18 protein-coding genes and 2 pseudogenes are annotated in these 21,038 nt (G+C 57.9%); 11 read left to right on the forward strand and 9 right to left on the reverse strand.

The window, feature by feature from the left end:
- The first annotated feature begins 21 nt into the window (after window positions 1-21).
- Both QSK43_RS25710 and QSK43_RS25715 read left to right on the forward strand, forming a co-directional pair.
- Complete coding sequence (locus QSK43_RS25710; protein ID WP_332305839.1) at window positions 22-2,091, forward strand: ATP-dependent nuclease; 2,070 nt, start codon at window positions 22-24, stop codon at window positions 2,089-2,091.
- A 77-nt stretch (window positions 2,092-2,168) separates the two neighbouring features.
- Entirely contained in the window at window positions 2,169-4,094 is a 1,926-nt protein-coding gene (locus tag QSK43_RS25715; RefSeq protein ID WP_332305840.1) for a UvrD-helicase domain-containing protein, read from the forward strand.
- A 71-nt stretch (window positions 4,095-4,165) separates the two neighbouring features.
- Here the strand turns inward: QSK43_RS25715 and QSK43_RS25720 are convergent, their stop codons facing one another.
- The 3 genes from QSK43_RS25720 to QSK43_RS25730 form a co-directional block, all read right to left on the reverse strand.
- Window positions 4,166-4,675 carry a hypothetical protein gene (locus tag QSK43_RS25720; RefSeq protein WP_332305841.1) on the reverse strand — a complete coding sequence of 170 codons (510 nt, stop codon included), beginning with the start codon at window positions 4,673-4,675 and terminating at the stop codon, window positions 4,166-4,168.
- A gap of 68 nt (window positions 4,676-4,743) precedes the next feature.
- A complete protein-coding gene (locus tag QSK43_RS25725; RefSeq protein ID WP_332305842.1) occupies window positions 4,744-4,887 on the reverse strand; it encodes a hypothetical protein in 144 nt (47 codons plus the stop codon).
- Between the two features lie 55 nt (window positions 4,888-4,942).
- Complete coding sequence (locus QSK43_RS25730; RefSeq protein ID WP_332305843.1) at window positions 4,943-5,533, reverse strand: hypothetical protein; 591 nt, start codon at window positions 5,531-5,533, stop codon at window positions 4,943-4,945.
- Window positions 5,534-5,918: 385 nt separating this feature from the next.
- On the opposite strand from QSK43_RS25730, the gene QSK43_RS25735 reads away from it, so the two are divergent.
- Window positions 5,919-7,409: a gamma-glutamylcyclotransferase gene (locus QSK43_RS25735; protein ID WP_332305844.1), complete on the forward strand. Its 1,491-nt coding sequence runs from the start codon at window positions 5,919-5,921 to the stop codon at window positions 7,407-7,409.
- Window positions 7,410-7,450: 41 nt separating this feature from the next.
- On the opposite strand, the gene QSK43_RS25740 is transcribed toward QSK43_RS25735, so the two are convergent.
- Entirely contained in the window at window positions 7,451-7,963 is a 513-nt protein-coding gene (locus tag QSK43_RS25740; RefSeq protein WP_332305845.1) for a hypothetical protein, read from the reverse strand.
- Window positions 7,964-8,141: 178 nt separating this feature from the next.
- Between QSK43_RS25740 and QSK43_RS25745 the strand changes: the two are divergent.
- The 7 genes and pseudogenes from QSK43_RS25745 to QSK43_RS25775 form a co-directional block, all read left to right on the forward strand.
- A pseudogene (locus tag QSK43_RS25745) lies at window positions 8,142-9,032 on the forward strand (IS3 family transposase); the annotation flags it as partial.
- A 269-nt stretch (window positions 9,033-9,301) separates the two neighbouring features.
- Entirely contained in the window at window positions 9,302-10,381 is a 1,080-nt protein-coding gene (locus tag QSK43_RS25750; RefSeq protein ID WP_332305846.1) for an IS110 family transposase, read from the forward strand.
- Window positions 10,382-10,397: 16 nt separating this feature from the next.
- A pseudogene (locus tag QSK43_RS25755) lies at window positions 10,398-10,694 on the forward strand (transposase); the annotation flags it as partial.
- A 383-nt stretch (window positions 10,695-11,077) separates the two neighbouring features.
- Window positions 11,078-11,479 carry a MarR family winged helix-turn-helix transcriptional regulator gene (locus QSK43_RS25760; RefSeq protein WP_332305847.1) on the forward strand — a complete coding sequence of 134 codons (402 nt, stop codon included), beginning with the start codon at window positions 11,078-11,080 and terminating at the stop codon, window positions 11,477-11,479.
- A 90-nt stretch (window positions 11,480-11,569) separates the two neighbouring features.
- Window positions 11,570-12,865, forward strand: a complete 1,296-nt coding sequence (locus tag QSK43_RS25765) for an MFS transporter (protein ID WP_332305848.1) — start codon at window positions 11,570-11,572, stop codon at window positions 12,863-12,865.
- 274 nt (window positions 12,866-13,139) lie between these two features.
- Complete coding sequence (locus tag QSK43_RS25770; protein ID WP_332305849.1) at window positions 13,140-13,838, forward strand: OmpW/AlkL family protein; 699 nt, start codon at window positions 13,140-13,142, stop codon at window positions 13,836-13,838.
- Window positions 13,839-14,048: 210 nt separating this feature from the next.
- The gene (locus QSK43_RS25775) at window positions 14,049-14,492 is read left to right on the forward strand and encodes a glyoxalase superfamily protein (protein ID WP_332305850.1); all 444 of its coding nucleotides are present in this window, start codon (window positions 14,049-14,051) and stop codon (window positions 14,490-14,492) included.
- 47 nt (window positions 14,493-14,539) lie between these two features.
- On the opposite strand, the gene QSK43_RS25780 is transcribed toward QSK43_RS25775, so the two are convergent.
- The 4 genes from QSK43_RS25780 to ugpB all read right to left on the reverse strand — a co-directional run bounded on the left by QSK43_RS25780 (window position 14,540) and on the right by ugpB (window position 18,720).
- On the reverse strand, window positions 14,540-15,601 hold the full coding sequence (locus tag QSK43_RS25780) for a sn-glycerol-3-phosphate import ATP-binding protein UgpC (protein WP_332305851.1): 1,062 nt from the start codon (window positions 15,599-15,601) through the stop codon (window positions 14,540-14,542).
- Entirely contained in the window at window positions 15,601-16,449 is an 849-nt protein-coding gene (gene ugpE, locus QSK43_RS25785; protein WP_332305852.1) for a sn-glycerol-3-phosphate ABC transporter permease UgpE, read from the reverse strand. Before ugpE ends, QSK43_RS25780 begins: the two co-directional genes overlap by 1 nt.
- A 10-nt stretch (window positions 16,450-16,459) precedes the next feature.
- Complete coding sequence (gene ugpA, locus QSK43_RS25790; protein ID WP_332305853.1) at window positions 16,460-17,341, reverse strand: sn-glycerol-3-phosphate ABC transporter permease UgpA; 882 nt, start codon at window positions 17,339-17,341, stop codon at window positions 16,460-16,462.
- A gap of 68 nt (window positions 17,342-17,409) precedes the next feature.
- Window positions 17,410-18,720 (reverse strand): sn-glycerol-3-phosphate ABC transporter substrate-binding protein UgpB, encoded by a 1,311-nt coding sequence (gene ugpB, locus QSK43_RS25795; protein ID WP_332305862.1) that lies wholly within the window; start codon window positions 18,718-18,720, stop codon window positions 17,410-17,412.
- Between the two features lie 340 nt (window positions 18,721-19,060).
- On the opposite strand from ugpB, the gene QSK43_RS25800 reads away from it, so the two are divergent.
- Window positions 19,061-19,498: a YqaA family protein gene (locus QSK43_RS25800; protein WP_332305854.1), complete on the forward strand. Its 438-nt coding sequence runs from the start codon at window positions 19,061-19,063 to the stop codon at window positions 19,496-19,498.
- A gap of 112 nt (window positions 19,499-19,610) precedes the next feature.
- On the opposite strand, the gene zigA is transcribed toward QSK43_RS25800, so the two are convergent.
- On the reverse strand, window positions 19,611-20,816 hold the full coding sequence (zigA, locus tag QSK43_RS25805) for a zinc metallochaperone GTPase ZigA (protein ID WP_332305855.1): 1,206 nt from the start codon (window positions 20,814-20,816) through the stop codon (window positions 19,611-19,613).
- Between the last annotated feature and the right edge of the window lie 222 nt (window positions 20,817-21,038).

Here is a 21,038-nt window from a genome sequence, read left to right on the forward strand (position 1 = left end):
CTGACTGGGAGGCAAATATTCTTGTATATTTCGGCTGTTAAGATCGAAAACTTCCGCACATTCGGGGAAGGGATTTCGGGGTTCTCGCTTGCTCTTCGACAGGGACTGACTGCGATCGTCGGAGAAAACGACGCCGGTAAGACGGCGTTAATCGACGCGCTGCGGCTAGTGCTGGGGACACGTGATCAGGACACGCTCAAGATCGATGCTACAGACTTCCATCACCCACCGCAAACCGCGCGATCCACAGAAATACGCATCCGGCTGGTGTTCTCCGAGCTCACCTCGACCGACCGGCATGCCTTTGCCGAGTACCTCACCTACGGATCAGCAGCGGGCAGCAAACCTGACCTGATCGTGACCTGGGTTGCGAAGCGCGTTGAGAGCGACGGTGTGGGGCGCCGCTTTACCCCTGTCGAGTGGCGAACCGGCGCTAACGCTGACGGACCGCTGCTCGACGCGGGCGCGCGTTTTCAACTCCAGGTCACCTATCTGAGGCCGTTGCGCGACGCCGAAAGAGCGATGGCGGCCGGACGAGGGTCGCGGCTCGCGCAGATTCTTCAACACACGAAAGAGATCAAGGATCACGGCAAGCGCTTTGATGTCGAAACCCTTGCGACGCTGGACCCCAATTCGCTCAGTATCCTTGGCTTGGGCGACTATACCAATCATCTGATCGAGACCTCCCACGGCATCAAGACGACCCGTCAGAAGCTGAACGATGATTATCTCAAACCCCTGTCTTTTTCGACCGACCCCTTGGCCGCACGGGTTCGCATAAATGGCCATCGGGAAGATACGGTCCGTCTCCGCCAGCTTCTCGAAAAGCTTGAAGTCAGCCTGGCCCACGACGAGCTTGCGGAAGATTCCCACACCCGCGGTCTTGGCTCAAACAATATCCTGTTCATGGCCTGCGAGTTGCTGCTGCTCGGCACTGAGGCGGGCGGTTTTCCGCTCCTGTTGATCGAAGAGCCTGAAGCGCACCTGCACCCTCAGCGCCAGCTCCGGCTCATGGCGTTTTTGCAAGCGCAGGCGGATGTGGTCAGACCTGACGGACAACGCATTCAGATCATTGTGACCACGCACAGCCCCAATCTCGCTTCCGACATCAAGTTGGACAACCTTGTCCTCATTCGGAACGGCCGGGCTTTTTCCATGGCGCAGGGTGAGACCAACCTCACCAAGTCCGACTATCGGTTTCTGCAGCGCTTTCTTGACGTGACCAAATCCAACCTCTTCTTCGCGCGTGGCGTGATGATCGTTGAGGGGGATGCCGAGAACATCCTTCTGCCCGTCATCGCAACGCTCGTTGGTCGCGATTTCGGCGAATATGGCGTCTCAGTCGTCAACGTCGGCGGCGTCGGCTTGAGCCGGTACGGCCGGATCTTTTTGCGCAAACAGCCGCAGGCAGACGGCGAACATGGTATCCGCGTCGCCTGCGTGACCGACATGGACGTCATGCCGGACTGCGCACCTCTGATCCTCGGAAAAATCAAGGACGGTGAAGCCGTGCCTGACATCGGTTCGTCATCGAGACGTTGGCGGGTTGAGGGTGACTACACAGATGCCAGCTACAAAGAAAAGCGCGATGATATCCGCCAGAAGGCACATGGCCCCGGCGTAGAAACGTTTGTCGCCGACAAATGGACGTTGGAATACGATCTCGCCCACGCGGGCCTCGCGAAGGCCGTCTATGTGGCGATCGCTCTTGCCGACGCTGACGATCGCATCTGCGAGGGGAAGGTGACGCAAACGCTAATCGCAGCCCAGGCGTTGAAATCGTTCGACGCATTGCTCGCGAAGGAGATGCCGCAGGACACGCTCTGTACGACAATCTACGAACCACTGACGGGTTCAAACCCCGTCTCCAAGACGATTGTGGCGCAGTATCTGTCTGAAGTCTTGTCGAACTGGTTCACTCCGCCGAAAGGCGGGCCGAGGGAGCTTTGGAAGGCCCTTCCGGACTACATCCGGCGCGCGATCGAGCACGTCACGGCGCCGGTCGCCGAGGCCGAAATAGCTACCATGGCCGCTGTCGCAGACGATCCGTTCCCGGTGCCGGACAATGTGCCTGCAACGGACAGTCGGTGATAATGAATAACGCAACTTCGCCATGGCAGATACCGATATCGGGCGAGGAGGTGGCCTGGGCGTGTCGAACCATGCGCATGCTGCCCGACGCGTTCAGCGGCGCGGACGGCAGCGACCCACGCCTTTCGGCGCTGACATCCCTGCAGACCCTTGATATAGAGGCCTGTCCGGGCAGCGGAAAGACCACCTTGCTGGTGGCGAAACTGGCAATCCTGGCCAACCGATGGACCGCCACAGATCGAGGCATTTGTGTTCTGTCCCATACGAATGCGGCCCGCGACGAAATCGGCGATAAACTTGGCTCATCCAGCGCGGCGCGAAATCTGCTCCACTATCCCCACTTCGTCGGGACGATTCATTCATTCGTCAACGAGTTCCTCGCCCTCCCCTGGCTCCGGTCCAACGGCCGGCCAATCAAGGTAATCGATGATTGGATCGCGCTGAACAATCGCTGGAACCGGCTGCACGTCAGTACCCAGGGGCAGCTAAAGCGGCTCGATCGGAACGCGATCTTCACCGTCACCTATACCAAACCCGATTTCTCGGGCGGCGCCGTACCACCGACCCATAACGTCTACAACAAAGTGGTCACGGCTTGCCGCAACGCGACACAGGCGGGCTTCTATTGTTACGACGATATGTTTGTGTGGGCAGGCCAGCTACTCGATCGACATCCGGATGTCGCCTCAACGCTACGCGACCGCTTTCCGATCGTCTTTATCGACGAAGTGCAGGACAACAGCGAAATCCAATCGGCGTTCCTTCATCGGCTGTTTCTCGCGGGGCCATCGTCTGCCGTGATCCGGCAGCGATTTGGGGACTCGAACCAAGCGATTTACAATCGCGCCGGTGGTGCCGGGGCGACCACGGATCCTTTTCCCGGGCCAAACAAAGTTGATCTGCCCAACAGTTTCCGCTTTGGGCAAAAGATCGCCGATGTCACTGCCGGCTTCGGTGTCCGTCCGCAGCCCCTGGTCGGCCTTGGTCCGTCGAGGGCGCGGGTTCGACACGCGCCGCTTCAAAGCACGTTGCTATTGTTTGATGATAACACGGCGGTTGACGTCCTACCGAGATACGCACGTCTCTTGATAGAAGGCTTTTCAGACGACGCTCGGCGGCACGGCGATTTCACGGCAATCTGCGCCGTCCATCGGTCCGACAAGTCGGACAATCTCCCCCGATTTTTAGGGCACTACTACCCTTCCTACAATCCTGACCTCTCTGGGCGCCAGCCGAAGCCAAAAACGCTGGGGCAATATCTCGCGCGGGCTAGAGGTGAACTGGCCCATACGCAGAATGCTCACCCCATCGTGTCAGGTTACGCGGAAGCCATTCTCCAGTGCCTGCGAACAGTGGGGGCCGACGTGCCTATGATGTTGCGCAAGAGTGCAAACCGCTATTTCCACGACCGAATAGAGGACGAGACGATTGCGGAGATCTATCGGGAACTGCTTGACCATTTAATCGAATGCCGAGGAAGTCCATCCGAGGCGTTTTGGCGGGATCTCCTTGTCCCGGGGACAAAAAGCGTGATCGCGTACGTCCTACAGGCGGAGATCGACGAGAACGAAACCGCGATCTTTTTTGAGTGGGAAGGAACGGTCGATCCCGACAACCAATCAGGCGCATCGCGCAAGTCTGAAAATATCTTCAGATTTCCGATTGCCGATCCGAAAGTCGCAATCAGGCTGGGTTCCATCCACGGGGTGAAGGGCGAAACGCACACCGCGACACTAGTGCTCGAAAGTTTTAACAGAACCCATAACCTCAAGAATCTAAGGAACTGGCTCCTGGGCAAGCGCCCAACGACCGGCACTGACAATCAGGGCGAACAGGCGTCAGTCCGGGATCGATTGAAGTTGCATTACGTTGGCATGACGCGGCCTTCGCATTTTCTGTGTTTAGCCATGCGTCAAGACACCTTCAGTACTGCCGAGATCGAGCAGTTACGGAGACGTGGATGGAGGGTCGAAGTGTGTACGGCCGGTTTAGCACTCCCCTGACGCTCGTCCACGACAGCCAAATGCGGCAACAGGTCCGTGCCGATGGCGGAGACCGTCACGATCGCTCCTACCTAACGCTCGTGGGCGATCTCCGCGAGATCGTTCATGCCTTCTTCGATATAGGCCCACGCCCTGTTTTTGGCTTCATCGATCGAATCGAGCCAACGGTAGAACGGTGGACTGTAATCTTCCGGTCGCGTTCCATTGCGGCAGGATAACGCCCATCGCCCGCGCGATTGCGGACTGATAGATACGTACCAACCGTCGAGCTGCGCCCAATGTTCTCCGTGTTCGTTCATCTGCCACCGCACATGCGCATTTTTGATCCGGAGTTTGCGATGCTGGCGAACCAGCATGGTCACGATCACCATCATTTCGCCGGAAACGCGACTTTCGCCCGACACCATCCGTTGAATACTGCGGATGGTCGCCAAGAAGTCCCGGTGATCGCTGTTCTTTGCCGTGAATTTCGCTAGATCAGTCGGCGTGAGACCAAGCTCCCGTAGAGCAGCATCAACCGTCGTCCGCTGGTGTTCTGCCTTGGGTTTGTCATTGAAAACATCGGCAGATGTCTCGGACATGGGCGGGTCTCCAAAACCCACTCATACACGACAAATTGTCGCATTGATAATATGTCGCTCTCTCGACTCTAAGCACCGAGAATAGTGCCCTCATCGACACCGTACTGCTCAAGCTGCTTGGTGATGCCGTCCAGCCACTCCACCACCACCTCCGGTTCGCCATCGCGAAACCCACACGTACCGTCGAAGATTGGGAATGGCCGGCGACCCATTCAAAAGCATGTTATGCCACAGTTGTCGAACCGCCGGACTTGCCCCCTTCTGCCGTTAGTGCCGCGAATCCACTAGCCACTTGCGCTCGGGCGTATGGCCCTTGCGGACAGCCTCACGGTAATAGTCGACGATGCTCGTGACGGCACGGTGCATGGCGTAGGCAGGATCGTCATCGAAATCCCGACTCGGCCGATAAGGTCCGATTTGAGTCGGCGTGTGGATCGCATGAGAGTGGTGGAAACGCGTGTATCCATTGCCAATGTCCTCAAGGTCGATCTGAACCATCGCGTCGATCCCCGCCAGGCGGAAACGCGCCCGAATGGGATGCATTTCGACAATTTCGACGTCTGCTTGTTCGAACAGCCGCTCAACGAAGCCGACTGAGCGGTCGAGCTCCGGCAATTCGATTTCGTCAGGGACAGTGCAGTCAAAATCGCGCAACCTCTGGCGAAAGGCGGCGTCATCAAACGCCACGTAACGCCCCTCAGCCCCGCTGTTAATATCAGCCAGGAGAGCTGCATTGGTCCTATACCCACAGCCTCGCGCTATCGCTTCCGTGAGCTGCACAGAGCCCGCGCTGCATTGATCACGCAGTTTGCGCTTCATAGATTTCAAATAGGTGTGTTCAAGCTGGATGACGGTCATCGTCGTATCCTCTTCACTGCGGTCGAAGTTCGCCGATTACGCATCGACCTCATTTGAGAGGAGCGACGAGGCAGTCAATTCAGCAGTCCTCTTTGACCCGGCGAAAGGTCTGGCGAGACGGCCACGCAAATGATGTATCACGCCGCATCGGTCCGCGCCAGCTCCCTTTCGAGGTCTAGGTCTGAGATAGGCTGAGACCTCATGGCCGCCGGATTTTTGGTTCAGTCCCTGTCCTGCCAGCGGGATCTCTATGTCCGCAAGCAGGCCAAAGCAGACATCCCGCCATGCCGCGGTGGATTTTGAATTTTCAGCAATATCAGTCTATTGTCGAGGTTTTCGCAAACCCTTTGCAACGCGGTGCGACGAACGCACCCAGGAGCCAATCATGTTGAAAGCGACCGAAGAGGAGATCGAAAAAATACGGGAATATTTTGAATGGCAGGCGCCTGACCTGGAAGTGACCTTTATGCAGAAGGTCTATTCGGAGGCGGTTCTCAACACCCTCCATGACGTGTGGGACATCCACACCAACAAGGATCGCTGGTGGGTCATCACGGGCGGCACAAACCTCTACTCTCAGGAGCAATTTCCAAATATGGACCTTGCTCTGACCTTCCATATTGGCCTGATGCTCCGCATCCCGCGAACCGAAAAACAACAGGAAGACGGTCTACGCATCCTTCCGTTTGGCCCCGTCTTCGAGAAGATGGAAGAAGCTGGCACCGCCGTGACACAGGCGCATAACCTCTCGGACTATCAGGCCGTCGGCGTTCGCAGCCGCGAGGCGCTACTCGAACTGATCGGCGTCGCGCAGGACGTGGCAATGTGGACAAATACACCGCCACAGCGTGCGAACTTCCGCGCGTGGTCGGAGATCATCTGCAACGATCTTCTGCCGGGCGACACCAACAAAGAGCGTCGCGGGGCCCTCAAGAGTGCGCTAGAGTCCGCATGGTCGTTTTCCAACTGGCTTACGCATTCAAAGTCGGCGACCTGGATTGACGCTGAGATGGCGCAGTCGTTGATCCAACACGCTATAGGCATGGCGACATCATTGATCATTCGCGAATTGCGCGGGGTGCCTGATGAATGTCCCAACTGCGGCTCGCCGCATCTCGAACCCGAACATGGCGAGAATGCTGAGGCACCCGGGCTACTCTGGGAACGACCACGATGCGCCGATTGCGGATGGGCCGGCAGGCCCGTTCCAATCCTCGACCTCCAGCATGGACAGCCGATTATCACACGCGAAGGCGAAGAAACTGACGGGTGCAGCATAATGACAGTACCACTACGCGCGATCTTGAAGCCAGGAAATCCTAAGATCGAGCCGTTGAGGAACACAGAGACCGGCCCCCCCGAGCACGTCGTCTATTTTGCCTATGGGTCGAATATGTCGACTGCCCGGCTGCGCGAACGCACGCCGAGCTGCAAACCGCTCGGTATCGCTACCTTGCCGGGTCATGCGCTCCGCTTCCATAAGCGCAGCGTGGACAAGTCGGGAAAGTGCAACGCATTTGCCACTGGCGACGAGAATAGCGTGATCGGCGTCCTGTTCAGCTTCGCTCCCGCAGAGCGTGCAGCGCTCGATAAGGCCGAGGGGGTCGGCAGCGGCTACGAGCCCGTGACGGTCACGGTCGTCAACAGCAAAGGCCGCAGGCGAAAGGTTCTTACCTATCTCGCGACCCCCGACTACATTGACGACAGGCTAAAACCCTATGGCTGGTACAAGGACTTTGTCCTCGCCGGTGGCCGCGAACACGATTTGCCGCCGGAGTATATTGCGGAATACATCGAGTCGGTTGAGGCAGACGTGGATACCGATAAGACACGAGATGAGAAGCAGCGCGCTACGCTCCTAAGTTCCGGACGGTGAGCCTACGGTGTCGGCTTGAGGTACTCGTTTTCTGGAGGTTCTTACCATGTTGGGCCGGTTCCTCTAGCCCGACACGACAAGGGCCTTCGGCTACGCCGGGGGCTTTTGTTTTTCGCTGCAAATGCGCCTTCGATATGCTGCACCATGCCCAGCAGGGCTTTACCAAGTATTGCAAGATCGGCTTCGGTGATATCGCGCTCGTTCCCCTCTTTGTCGCGTCCATAGCGGTGTACGCAGTCGTGCCGGATCGGAAGGAGGCGCATCAGTGTTTTCTTGGTATCTTCATCAGGGAAGATGGTCGAGCCAAGCGCACCCCGGTAGTACATGTCGATCTTCACAAAGTTATGGTACATGAGATCGACCAGCCTCTTTTTCACCCATTCCTTTAGCGCGTTCGGATTCGCTGCGAGTTCGGTGACCGAGATTTTCTCGTCCATCCACTCAATGTTGTTTTTGACGAGCGATGCCAACGCCGCGCCGTCCGAACTGACAAGCCCTATGAGACGATCACTTAGATAGGCTTCAATGGCGGAAAAATACTGGGTGAACAGCATGCGGGGCACCGCCTTGATGGGGTACGTCTGCATCTCTCCTTGGACATGTTCGATATCATAGACGGCAAACTGGAAGACCTGCGCTGGGTCGCTCAGAGCTGGCTCGGGAAATCTGGACAGCGGGGATAAGTGGAATTTCTGCCTGACTTCGGCTTAAATGCCGGGAACAGGAGTGACCATGACGAGACGACCGCGCCGGAACCATAGCCCGGCTTTCAAGGCAAAAGTGGCGCTGGCCGCCATCCGAGGCGAGCAGACGCTGGTGGAATTGTCCCAGCAGTTTGACGTGCATGCCAACCAGATCAAACAGTGGAAAGACCAGCTCCTTGAGGGGGCGACAGGCGTTTTTGGTGATGAAACCAAGGCCGAACCGGCGAGCCCAACCGTCGATGTGAAAACACTGCACGCCAAGATCGGTGAACTGACACTGGAGAACGATTTTTTAGCCGGAGCGCTCGGCAAGGCGGGATTGCTGGGCGGAAAGAAATGATCGACCGCGCACACAAATTGTCGGTCGCACGGCAGGCGAAGCTTCTCGGCTTCAGCCGTGGCAGCGTCTATTATCTGCCTCGTCCAGTGCCCGACGGCGATCTGGCTTTGATGCGCCGGCGGACGAATGCTGCGCATTCGCTCGGGGATCGACGAACTGCATCTCGACTACCCATTCGCCGGAAGTCGGATGTTGCAAGGGCTCTTGAGAGGAGAAGGGCTGAAAACCGGGCGGCTCCACGTCGCCACGCTGATGAAGAAGATGGGCATCGAGGCGATTTATCGCCGCCCGAACACATCCAAACCAGCGCCAGGTCACAAAATCTATCCCTACCTCCTGCGCAAGCTGGAGGTCACCCGACCCAACCAGGTGTGGGCGATGGACTTGACCTACATCCCCATGTCTCGCGGATTTGTTTACCTCTGCGCCGTCGTGGACTGGTTCAGCCGGAGGGTTCTGTCGTGGCGACTGTCGATCACGATGGAAGCAGCCTTCTGCATCGAAGCAGTCGAGGAAGCGCTGGCCCGTTACGGCAAACCCGACATATTCAATACCGACAGTCAGAAGATGATAGCCAGTTCCCGGGCGGTTTGTCTCAAACACCGATCGATCGCTTGGTAGGCTGGCGCTGCAAGGCGTCCAGGTGTGGCTTGACCCACACTCCGATCGACCAGCGTGTCTTTCCCTGGACCTGTCGGCCGCCCGGGAGCGCCTTGCGGTGAGGCTTTGCCTCGGCATTTGCTAGTGACCCAAGAAGGGCCTGACCGCGTTGGTCACATGACTGTCCTGTCCATGCATCTGACCGTGGTTGAGCCGTGCGATATCGGTCAAACTTCGGAGGTTACGGCATGGAACAGAAGGTCAAGCCAGCGCGTCATGTTGTCGGTGGCGTCGATACCCATAAGGATTTACATGTCGCAGCGGTCGTCGATGATTACGACCGCGTTCTTGAGACGCGCAGTTTCCCGACGACCCGTAACGGCTATCGGTTGATGCTTGCCTGGATGCGGACATTCGGAGAGTTGCAGCGCGTCGGTGTCGAGTGCACAGGCAGTTATGGTGCTGGGCTGCTGCGATATATGCAGACCGCGGGCGTGGAGGTCCTTGAAGTTACCACACCAGATCGTCACGACCGTCGAAGACGGGGTAAGAATGATGATCTCGATGCCCAGGCCGCGGCACATGCCGCCTTTGCCGAACGGCAAACCGTCACACCTCGAAGCCGGGACGGCATGGTGGAATCTCTTAGAGTTTTAAAGGCTTGCCGAAAGACGGCAGTCAACGCTCGGCGCATAGCCCTGCAATTAATCCAGAATACGATCATCGCTGCGCCAGACACGTTGCGGGACCAGCTTCGTCGCATGACCCGCATGCAACTGGTTCGATTGCTTGCCGCCTGGCGTCCGGACCTGACAGCCTACCGCGATGTGGAAGCCGCGTATCGGATCACCCTGAAGTCGCTTGGTCGCAGATACCTCGAACTGCATGATGAGATCGCCGATCTCGATATGATGATCGCTGCAATCGTCGAGGACCTGGCTCCGGACCTTATCGAACGTAATTCAATTGGGCACAACAGCGCCGCCCAGCTCTTGCTCACTGCCGGCGACAATCCCGAGCGGTTGCGGTCAGAGGCCAGCTTCGCTGCGCTCTGTGGCGTCAGTCCTGTTCCCGCATCCTCAGGCAAGACCATCAGACACCGACTGAACCGGGGTGGTGACCGACTTGCCAATAGTGCCCTCCATATAATTGCAATTGGCCGTCTCAGGACCGACGAGAAAACCAAACAGTATGTCGCCCGGCGTGTTGCTGCGGGGCATTCCAAGCTCGACGCAATTCGGGCATTGAAACGTTACATCGCTCGGGAAGTCTTCGGCATCATCACGCGCCGCCAGAAACAGATCAATCAAACCAAGATCGTCGCTTGACAAACAGAAGGGCGTCCAGGGATCGCAGTTCACCTCGATGGACTTCACCGCCGTGCTGAAGAAGGCTGAGATTGCCATCTCGATGGATGGCAAGGGTGCGTGGCGGGACAATGTCTTCGTCGAACGGCTCTGGCGTTCGATCAAATACGAGGAAGTCTACCTCCACGCCTACAAAACAGTATCCGAGGCCCGCGTCGGCATCAGCCGATATCTGACCTTCTACAATAGCCGACGCCCACATTCATCCCTTGACCGGCAGACGCCGGATCAGGCCTACTTTAACGCGCTGGCACCAATGATGGTGGCAGCATAATCGAGGCGGAAATCCACTTAGCGAAACGCCCGAAACTGTTCAGACAAACCGAACCACCTCTGTCTTAACAATTGAAAAAAATCTTTAAAAACATATTGGAAAATTATCCAATTACTATTTAATGAAAATTAAAGTTCGATCTACTATCCAAGTGTAAATCGGTGTGACGTTTTAGTTACGGAGATTTAATCACCGGCAATAAAAAGAAATACTCGTGTTTTATGCCGCGACGTCGATTTTGTGCTGCAGATTCGAAGTATCCATTTCTAAAAAATAAAACTTGCCGAGGTCATTTTGGTGACTTCGGGTCAGAATCCGTGACTCCGCACAGACGCATGTTCCACTCTTGCATTCGACATTTTGCGGGTATATACCCGAAATCAATGCCAAACGATAGTTGTCACTGCATTCTGTTGCGCAAAGCATCCCGTAAGGTTTCGTCCTATTATGACGAGGCGCTGGCGCCGCTTGGCGTCAATATCGGTCAATTCAGCCTGTTGCGGAACATTAATCGCGGGGCACCGGTGTCCCTGACTGATCTCGCCGCGCGTGTGGAACTGGATCGCTCCACCGTTGGCCGCAACGCCAGGGTGCTGGTGCGCATGGGGCTGGTGACGATCGGTCATGGCGAAGACCAGCGGGAGGCGATGCTGACCGTAACGGAAAAGGGGCAGGCGATCCTGAAAGCGGGTGCGCCGCTCTGGGACGCCGTGCAGGATGAGATCGAGGCCCGGCTTGGGCCGGAAAAGACGTCGCAATTGCAGGAACTGCTCGCAGCCCTGTGATTTTTTGATGATAAAACGGGTATCTGCCCGCAAAATAGGGTATATACCCGTAAAATTTCGGCCATCGGCCGCTGGAAAGGGATTTTAAACATGCTCTCCACACGCCTTGCCAGCTGGATGGCCGGCAGAAACCTGCATTATGGCTGGCTTGTTGCCGCAACCACCTTTCTGACCATGCTGGCCACCGCCGGTGCGATGGGATCGGCGGGGGTGATGATCCAGCCGCTGCATCAGGAATTCGGCTGGGACATCGCCGATATTTCCTCCGCAATGGCGGTGCGACTGGTGCTTTTCGGTCTGCTCGGACCTTTTGCCGCCGCCTTCATGAATCATTTCGGCATCCGCCAGGTGGTATCGACGGCGCTTGCCATGATCATGGTCGGCATCGTCGCCTCGTTCTTCATGACTGAGGTGTGGCAATTGCTGCTGCTCTGGGGCGTGGTGATCGGGGTCGGCACCGGTATGACGGCGCTGGTTTTGGGCGCGACCGTCGCGTCGCGCTGGTTTTCGAAGCGCCGGGGACTGGTGATTGGCCTGATGACGGCCAGCAACGCCACTGGACAGCTGGTTTTTCTGCCCTTGCTCGCGGCGCTGACGGAAACCTATGGCTGGCGGACCGCGCTGACGCTATCCGTTGCGGTGATTGCTGTCGCCATGATTCTCGTGCTGCTGCTGATGCGTGACCATCCCGCCGATGTCGGCCTGCCGGCCTATGGCGAGACTGTGGTGGCAAAACCGCCGAAGCAGGACCACAAGTTTCTCGCAACGCTGGTATCACCGATACTGACGCTAAAGAGCGTATCCGGTAACCCGATTTTCTGGGTGCTTTTCGGCACCTTCTTCGTCTGCGGCCTTTCGACCAACGGACTTATCCAGACACACTGGATTTCGATCTGTGGCGATTTCGGCATGGCGGCGGTCACAGCGGCCGGCACGCTGGCGGTGATCGGCATTTTCGATTTCTTCGGCACGATCTTCGCCGGCTGGCTCTCCGACCGTTTCGACAACCGCTTCCTGCTCTTCTGGTTTTATGGCCTGCGCGGACTGTCTTTGATCTATCTGTCCCTTTCGGGGTTCAGCTTCGTGGAGCTTTCGGTCTTCGCCGTCTTTTACGGGTTGGACTGGGTGGCGACCGTACCGCCGACGGTGAAGCTCGCCGCTGAAAGTTTCGGTCGTGAAAAAGCGGGCCTCGTTTTCGGCTGGGTGTTTGCGGGCCACCAGCTTGGGGCCGCCACCGCCGCCTTCGGCGCCGGTTTCTTCAAGAGCGACTTCGACACCTACATGCCCGCACTCCAGATTGCCGGCGTGATGTGCATGATTGCGGCGGTCTCGGTGCTGCTGCTCAAAAAGCCTGGTTCGGCAACTCTCGCGCCTCAGGCGGCGTGATGGAGCAATGATGCCGCGGAGGAGACCTGTGAAAGCGGGCCTCCTTCATAATTCCCAGCGTTTGGCGGAGCCGGGAACCGCCCCGTTGCCAATATTTGTTGTTGCGCGATTGTCACAAGGTCCGTCGGTTGACCACCTTGGTGCACCATTGCCACTTCGGTTTGATCCATCTCAATCTACCTCCTTTTCCCTTCTCCATAGTGGCCGCAGCGGTTGCGGCAAGCGAGGATTCGCGGGGGCTTGCCCAGCTGCGGTGCGCTAAAGGAGAGATGGAATGACCGACAGGAACAAAAAAACCACCTTGCTTGCCAGTGTCGCGATCAGTGTTGCGGCGATGCTGATCTCGGCCAATGCCATGGCGGCCGATCTGGCCCCGGCAGCGCCGACGCCCACCGCCGAAGACGCGATTGCGGCGGCGAGCCCGTGGATGCTGCGCGTGCGCGGTCTCGGCGTCATCACCCATGACAGCGGCAGTGTCGACGGTGTGCCGGGTGCGGGTCTGGCCTATTCGGATACTGTGATCCCCGAACTCGACGTCAGCTATTTCTTCACCCCGAACGTCGCCGCTGAACTGATCCTCGGTACTACATATGCCAGTATCAACGGCGAGGGTGTGCTGGCCGGCACGCCGGTAGGCAAGACATGGCTGCTGCCGCCGACGCTGACATTGCAATATCACTTTATGAATTTCGGTGCCTTCAAGCCCTATATCGGCGCAGGCGTGAACTATTCGATGTTCTATAACCAGTCTGAAAAGCCGGGTTTCAGCAACCTCGACGTCAAGAACAAGTTCGGTGCGGCCGTGCAGGTGGGTTTCGACTATATGCTGGACGAGCATTGGGGTGTGAACTTCGACGTGAAGAAGATTTTCCTGAAGACGGACTGGACTGCCGAACTGGGCGGCACGCCGATCAGCGGCAAGGCGAAGATCGATCCCTGGCTGATCGGTGCCGGTATCACCTTTCGCTTCTGACCTAGGCCGGCATCGCCGCCGCCTTTGACGGGCGATGTTTTCTAAGCTATACGGACGGCCACGGGCAGAAGAGCCCCGGCCGTCCGCAGGCGTTTACGCCCCTGGTGAAGCTCTTTTTTAAATAACGTTCATCCCCATGTTTTGCATGTCGTCGATGGCAACGCGGACTCCCTTCGAAAAAATACGGCATGCGCATATTGGAGAACCGTTATGAACGTTTCCAAACCGCTTCCCGCGCTTGAGGGACTGAAAGAACACGCAAAACGGCTGCGCGCCGCCCTTGAGGAACAGGGGCAGGCAATCAGCCATTCGAAGGCGCTGGAACTCATCGCCGCGCAATATGGCTTCCGCGACTGGAATACTCTGCATGCCATGGCTGGAAACCGCCCCGCCTTCAATCCCTATCTTCTGGGGTCGCGGATAGAAGGTCTTTATCTAGGCCAGCCTTTCGTGGCCTCCGTTCTGGGCGTGCAGGCGCTCGGCGGCGACCCGGAACGCTACCGGCTGACCCTGCATCTCGACGATCCCGTGGATGTAGTGACCTTCGAAAGCTTTTCGGCCTTCCGGCAGCGCGTCCATTGCAACGTCGACACAACAGGACGCACGGTGGAGAAAACCTCCAATGGTCGGCCGCAGGTGGAACTGGTCTGGTAGGGCGAGCACCCGCCGAGAGGCGGGTGTCTCCTTATCTGCCGTAAGCCTCAAATCCGCTTGCCCGCCGCATCGAACAGATGGAAATCCTTCGCCTGGGCGGCAATCCGCAGGTTCTCACCGATGCCCAGCTGCGAACGGCCGGGAACGCGGAAGACGATGGTGGTGGCGTCTGCGAAGGAGCCGTGCACATAGCTTTCCGCGCCCACCAGTTCCACGGCGTCCACCTGCACGGTGCCGGTGAAGGCGGCATCGGCTGGCTCTGCTTCCGCCAGCGTGATGTCTTCCGGGCGGATGCCGAGCGTGGCGACGTTTTGCGGCAGCGCACCGGTTCCACTCACCGACCAGCCGGACGCACTGTTGGCTACCGCCGCGCCGTAGGTCAGCAGGTTCATGGATGGCGAGCCGATGAAGGTGGCGACGAAGGTGGTGGCGGGTTTTTCGTAAAGCTCGATCGGTGTGCCCATCTGCTCGATGCGGCCGGCATTCAGCACCACCAGCCGGTCGGCCAGCGTCATGGCCTCCATCTGGTCATGCGTCACGTAGACACTGGTGGTGGCGAGCGAACGTTGCAGACGGCGGATTTCGACGCGCATCTGTACACGCAGCTTGGCATCGAGGTTGGAAAGCGGCTCATCGAACAGGAAAGCGGCAGGCTTGCGCACGATGGCGCGGCCCATGGCAACGCGTTGACGCTGTCCGCCGGAAAGCTGGCGCGGCCTGCGCTCGAGATATTGTTCTATTTCCAGCGCCTTGGCCGCCTCGGTAATACGCCGCTCGATCTCGTCCTTCGGCGTATTTCGGTTCTTCAGGCCATAGGCAAGGTTCTGGCGCACCGTCATATGCGGATAGAGCGCATAGTTCTGGAACACCATGGCGATATCGCGGTCGGAGGGTTCGAGATCGTTGACGACGCGGTCGCCAATGACGATCTCGCCGCCCGATATGCTTTCCAGCCCGGCGATCATGCGCAGCAATGTCGATTTTCCGCAGCCGGAGGGGCCTACCAGTACGATCATCTCGCCATCGGCGATCTCCATCGATACGCCCTTGATGGCGTCGACATTGCCGCCGTAAACCTTGCGGACGTCTTTCAGCGCAATTTTTGCCATTACTTTTCGGTCTCCACCAAACCTTTGACGAACCAGCGCTGCATCAGCACCACAACGATAACGGGGGGGATGATGGCGAGGATCGCCGTCACCATCACATAATTCCAGGGCGTCGAAGCGTCGGTGAAATCCACCATGCGCTTGAGGCCGATGATGATCGTGTTCATCTTGGCGTCGTTGGTCACGAGCAACGGCCAGAGATATTGGGTCCAGCCATAGATGAACAGGATCACGAAGAGAGCGGCGATATTGGTTTTCGACAGCGGCAGCAATATATCGCGCATGAAGCGGAACGGACCGGCATTGTCGATACGCGCCGCCTCAACCATTTCTCCAGGTATCGTCAGGAAGAACTGCCGGAAAAGGAAAGTCGCCGTCGCAGACGCCATCAGCGGCAACGTCAGTCCCGCGTAGGTGTCGATCAGCCCGAGGTCGACGATGACCTTGTAGGTGGGCAGGATGCGCACCTCCACGGGCAGCATGAGGGTGATGAAGATCATCCAGAAGAAGCCCATGCGGAAGGGGAAGCGGAAAAACACGATGGCGAAGGCCGACAGGAACGAAATGACGATCTTGCCGATGGCGATGGCGAGCGCGACGACGAAGCTGTTGAACAGCAGCCGTTCAAGGCTGACGCCAACCACCCTTTCGACGCCGCCGACCATGGCCTCGGTGTAGTTCTCGCTGAGATGGTCGCCGGGCAGCAGCGACATCGGTGGGCGGATGATGTCGTTCGACGTCATGGATGACGCGATGAAGGTGTAATAGATCGGGAAGGCCACGATGATGATGCCGAGCACCAGCATCAGATGGGCGATCACGCGGGCGACCGGGCGATTTTCAATCATCAGGAAATCCTCAGCCGTAATGCACGCGCTTCTCGACGAAGCGGAACTGGAAGGCAGTGAGCGCAATGACGATCACCATCAGGATCACGGATTGCGCGGCGGAAGAGCCGAGGTTCAGGTTTACGAAGCCATCATTATAGACCTTGTAGACAAGTGTTTCCGTCGCCTTGGCGGGGCCGCCGCCGGTCACGGCATGGATGATGCCGAACGTATCGAAGAAGGCGTAAACCGTGTTGACCACCAGCAGGAAGAAGGTTGTCGGCGCAAGCAGCGGGAAAACGATGGTCCAGAAGCGCCGCGCACCGCGCGCACCATCAATGGAGGCCGCCTCCAGCAATGATTTAGGAATTGCCTGTAAGCCTGCGACAAAGAACAGGAAATTGTAGCTGATCTGCTTCCATGCGGCGGCGGCGACTACCAATAACATGGCCTGATCGCCGTTGAGCAGCGGGTCCCACATGATGCCGTTTCGGCGCAGGATGTAGGAGAAGGTTCCCATGGCGGGGTTGAACATGAACAGCCACAACATGCCGGCCACGGCGGGTGCCACCGCATAGGGCATGATCATCATGGTGCGGTAAAAACCCTTGCCGCGCACCACGCGGTCCGCAGCCGTTGCCAGAAGCAGCGCCAGCCCCATGGAGACGAGCGCCGTCAGCACGCTGAAGATGACCGTGACCTGCAGCGAGTTCAGGTAGCTTTCATCCGAAAGCACGGCAGAAAAATTGGCCAGCCCGACGAAATTGCTGCTGAGCCCGAAGGCGTCCTCGCGCATGGTCGACTGGTAGAGCGCCTGGCTTGCGGGCCAGAAGAAAAAGATCACCGTCAGGATGATCTGTGGCGCGACCAGCAGATAGGGCAGAATCTTGTTGGGGAATACGACGCTTTGCACGGCGATCTCCTGATAAAATGGGAACGCCGCCCGCACCTGTTGAGGATGCGGGCGGGGGCAGGGATCGCTTAGTTGCCGGCAGCCTGCTTGATCGCCGCATCACCACGCGTGACAATCTTGTCGAGCGCGGATTTTGCATCCTGCTTGCCGGCCAGCATCGCCTCGAACTCCTCGTTCATGATGTCGCGCACCTGCGGCAGGTTCACGAGGCGCACGCCCTTGGAGTTCTCCGTCGGCGGCTTGCCCATCATCTGCAGAAGCGGGGTCTCGCGGGCGGGGTTCTTGTCATAGAAGCCGGATTTCTTGGTTTCCTCATAGGCCGCGATCGTCACCGGCATATAGCCGGAAACCTGATGTAGACGCGACTGGATCTTGGTCTGTGAGAGGAAATGGAAGAACTCGGCCACACCCTTGTATTCGGCATCGCTCTTGCCGCCGAAGACCCAGAGGCTGGCGCCGCCGGGAATGGTGTTCTGCGGGCCATGGCCTTCATAATAGGGAAGCTGGCCGATGCCGTAGTTCATGCCGGTCTTGACGATGTCGCCAAGGCCGCCCGAAGATTCGGTCAGGATGCCGCATTCGCCCGACATGAACAGCTGCTTGGCCTCGGAGGTGCGGCCGCCGTAACGGAAGACGCCATCTTTCGCAAGATCGGCGATGGCCTGGAAGTGTTCGACGAAGAGCGGCGCGTTGACCGCAAGTTTCACATCGGTACCGCCCAGTCCGTTTTCATTGCTGCCATAGGAAACGTTGTTCCAGGCGGCGAAGTTTTCGGTCTGGATCCAGGTCAGCCACGTCGAGGTGAAGCCGCATTGCGCAGCACCGCTGGTCTTGATCTTTCTGGCGGCTTCGAAAACCTCGGGCCAGGTCTTCGGCGGATTGGCCGGATCGAGGCCTGCCTTCTGGAAGGTATCCTTGTTGTAATAGAGGATCGGCGAGGACGAATTGTAGGGGAAGGACAGCATGGTACCGTCAGGTTTGGAATAGTAGGCGACGATGCCGGCCAGATATTCGTCCTTATTGAAGGTATAACCGCCTTCCTTCAGCACGTCGGCCACCGGTTTGATCGCGCCGGCGGCGCCCATCATCACACCCGAACCGGCATCGAAGACCTGAATGATCGCCGGCGGCTGCTTGGCGCGGAATGCGGCAATGCCGGCATTCAGGGTTTCCGGATAGGTGCCCTTGAAGACGGGCATGATCTTGTAGTCTTTCTGGCTGTCGTTGAACTCTTTCGCAAGCGCGTCCACGACCTCGTTATTGGCGCCGGTCATGGCGTGCCACCATTGGATCTCCGTCACAGCGAATGCATTCGATGTGACAAAAAACGAAAGTGCGGATGCCGCAGCGAGGCGGTAGCTGAGTTTTTTCAAGGTGATTCCTCCCGTTTCAAAAACAGTAAAAGATACATGCCCTTATTGCAGCCTATCCTCCTCGATCCGGCTGCGGGCGACCTTTTCTGCATTAGCGATCTGATTTAAAGCGAACTCTAATGAAAATGCAATAGAACGTGGAACGATTGAAACGAAAGTGAAGGAAACAATTTTATTGTTCCATTTCGCGGGTATTTCGGTTTTCTCGTGTGGTTACGTCCATGGTGCGCGAAATGCGCTGCTCAAGGGCGATATCGTCTAGACGCATCGCTGCGCTTGACGGCAGGCGTCGTCATCCGGCACTTCAGGGGCGACCGCGAGATTCGCGGGAGGTGAAGGATAGGAAATGGCCGGTCTGGCGGTATATGCGGGTTTGTTTCTGACGGCGTTTATCGCGGCAACCATCCTGCCCATGCAGTCGGAGGCCGCACTTGCCGGACTTATCCTTCTGAAATCCCAGCCGGTCTGGCTGCTGGTTCTGGTGGCCAGCGCCGGCAATGTCGCCGGTTCCTTCCTTAACTGGCTGCTCGGCCGCGGTATCGAGCGTTTCCGGCACAGGCGCTGGTTTCCTGTCGGGGAGGCCGCATTGCAAAGGGCGCAGGACTGGTACAGGCGTTACGGCAAATGGTCACTTCTTCTCAGCTGGGCCCCGCTGATCGGTGACCCGCTGACGGTTGCGGCTGGCATCATGAAGGAGCCGCTGCCGGTTTTTCTGCTGCTCGTCACCATCGCCAAGGTGGGACGTTATCTCTTGCTGACGCTGGTGACGCTGAATTTTCTCTGAGACCTTTCCTCGTCATGCCGGACTAGATCCGTCACCCTCACGGCGCGTCTGCGCCGTGAGGGTGACGGAGTACGGGCGTTTCGCCTTATCCGAACAAGACGGCGTCTTTCAATCAAGCCGCCTGCCGGTCCCAGCTGGCGAAGGGGTCGGGCAGGTGCCGCCACGCATCCGGAGTGAAGGTCTCGGTGTCGATCAGGCAGGCATCGAGCTGGGCGCGGATGCGTGCTTCGCTCATTGGATCAGAACCGATGAAGACGATTTCCTGCCTGCGGTCGCCGAAGACCGGGTCGAGATAGGGCTTCATCATGTCGAGGAACTGCTGTTCGCGCGGCCATTGTTCCTTGGGCACAGCCGACCACCACAGACCCATCTTGCCGGTGCGCACCAGCGCGCCCGCCTGGCTGATCTCACCCACATAATCCGGCCGGGTGGCCAGCCAGAAGAACCCCTTGGCGCGCACGACGCCCGGCCAGGCGCGGTCGATGAAGCGCTGGAACAGCACGGGATCGAACGGTTTTTTGACGCGATAGACAAAGGAGCGGATGCCATATTCCTCGGTCTCGGGAATATGGTCCTTGAAACCGTGCAGTTCCTTGAACCACAGGGGATGTTCCTCGGCCTTCGCAAAGTCGAAACGGCCAGTGCCCAGCACTTCTTTCAGCTCCACCTTGCCGAAATCCGCCTCGATGAGTTTCGCATCCGGGTTCAGCCCGACGATGATCTTGCGGGCGGCGTCGCGCTCCTCCGGTGTGGCAATGCCAATCTTGTTGAGGACGACGACATCCGCGAATTCGATCTGTTCCACCAGAAGATCGACAATGGTGCGGTTGTCGCCATCGCCCGCCGTCTCGCCCCGGTCGGCCAGAAAATCGGAGGAGCCGTAGTCGCTAAGAAGGTTGGCGGCATCCACCACCGTCACCATCGTGTCCAGATGTGCGACGTCGGAAAGGCTGCGGCCGTTCTCGTCACGAAAATCGAAGGTTGCGGCCACCGGAAGCGGCTCGGCGATGCCGGTGGATTCGATCAGCAGATAATCGAAACGGCCCTGTTCGGCGAGCGCCCGCACCTCATTCAGAAGGTCGTCGCGCAGCGTGCAACAGATGCAGCCATTGGTCATTTCCACAAGCTGTTCCTCGGTGCGCGAAAGATTGGCGCCACCGTCGCGCACCAGTGCGGCATCGATATTGATCTCGCTCATGTCGTTGACGATCAGCGCGACCCGCAAGCCATCGCGGTTGGCGAGAATATGGTTCAGAAGCGTCGTCTTGCCAGCGCCGAGAAAGCCGGAAAGGACGGTGACGGGAAGTTTTTTCGACATTGGACCTCGTTATCGATGACATCGGGCGCGGACTAGAGAATGGCCTCATTGGCGGAGGGATAATTCCTGGAACGCATCAAATGTAATGTAATAACATAACAAGACATCCATTTGTCAACCGTCCTTTGTTGTGCGGTTTCAGACCCACGAACATGGACGGGATTTAATGTTATTTCATTACGTATTCGTTTGACGAATGTAATAACATTACATATCAAGAGC

Source organism: Rhizobium sp. GR12, assembly GCF_036596185.1.
GTDB lineage: Bacteria > Pseudomonadota > Alphaproteobacteria > Rhizobiales > Rhizobiaceae > Agrobacterium > Agrobacterium nepotum.

Excerpts from the sequence above, each read along its gene's own strand:
- QSK43_RS25725 (WP_332305842.1), bottom strand. The coding sequence starts at position 4,887 with ATGGGTCGCCGGCCATTCCCAATCTTCGACGGTACGTGTGGGTTTCGC.
- QSK43_RS25775 (WP_332305850.1), top strand. The coding sequence starts at position 14,049 with ATGAACGTTTCCAAACCGCTTCCCGCGCTTGAGGGACTGAAAGAACAC.
- QSK43_RS25735 (WP_332305844.1), top strand. The coding sequence starts at position 5,919 with ATGTTGAAAGCGACCGAAGAGGAGATCGAAAAAATACGGGAATATTTT.
- QSK43_RS25800 (WP_332305854.1), top strand. The coding sequence starts at position 19,061 with ATGGCCGGTCTGGCGGTATATGCGGGTTTGTTTCTGACGGCGTTTATC.
- QSK43_RS25780 (WP_332305851.1), bottom strand. The coding sequence starts at position 15,601 with ATGGCAAAAATTGCGCTGAAAGACGTCCGCAAGGTTTACGGCGGCAAT.
- QSK43_RS25750 (WP_332305846.1), top strand. The coding sequence starts at position 9,302 with ATGGAACAGAAGGTCAAGCCAGCGCGTCATGTTGTCGGTGGCGTCGAT.
- QSK43_RS25765 (WP_332305848.1), top strand. The coding sequence starts at position 11,570 with ATGCTCTCCACACGCCTTGCCAGCTGGATGGCCGGCAGAAACCTGCAT.
- QSK43_RS25770 (WP_332305849.1), top strand. The coding sequence starts at position 13,140 with ATGACCGACAGGAACAAAAAAACCACCTTGCTTGCCAGTGTCGCGATC.
- QSK43_RS25730 (WP_332305843.1), bottom strand. The coding sequence starts at position 5,533 with ATGACCGTCATCCAGCTTGAACACACCTATTTGAAATCTATGAAGCGC.
- QSK43_RS25720 (WP_332305841.1), bottom strand. The coding sequence starts at position 4,675 with ATGTCCGAGACATCTGCCGATGTTTTCAATGACAAACCCAAGGCAGAA.
- QSK43_RS25715 (WP_332305840.1), top strand. The coding sequence starts at position 2,169 with ATGCTGCCCGACGCGTTCAGCGGCGCGGACGGCAGCGACCCACGCCTT.
- ugpE (WP_332305852.1), bottom strand. The coding sequence starts at position 16,449 with ATGATTGAAAATCGCCCGGTCGCCCGCGTGATCGCCCATCTGATGCTG.
- zigA (WP_332305855.1), bottom strand. The coding sequence starts at position 20,816 with ATGTCGAAAAAACTTCCCGTCACCGTCCTTTCCGGCTTTCTCGGCGCT.
- QSK43_RS25760 (WP_332305847.1), top strand. The coding sequence starts at position 11,078 with ATGCCAAACGATAGTTGTCACTGCATTCTGTTGCGCAAAGCATCCCGT.
- QSK43_RS25740 (WP_332305845.1), bottom strand. The coding sequence starts at position 7,963 with ATGCTGTTCACCCAGTATTTTTCCGCCATTGAAGCCTATCTAAGTGAT.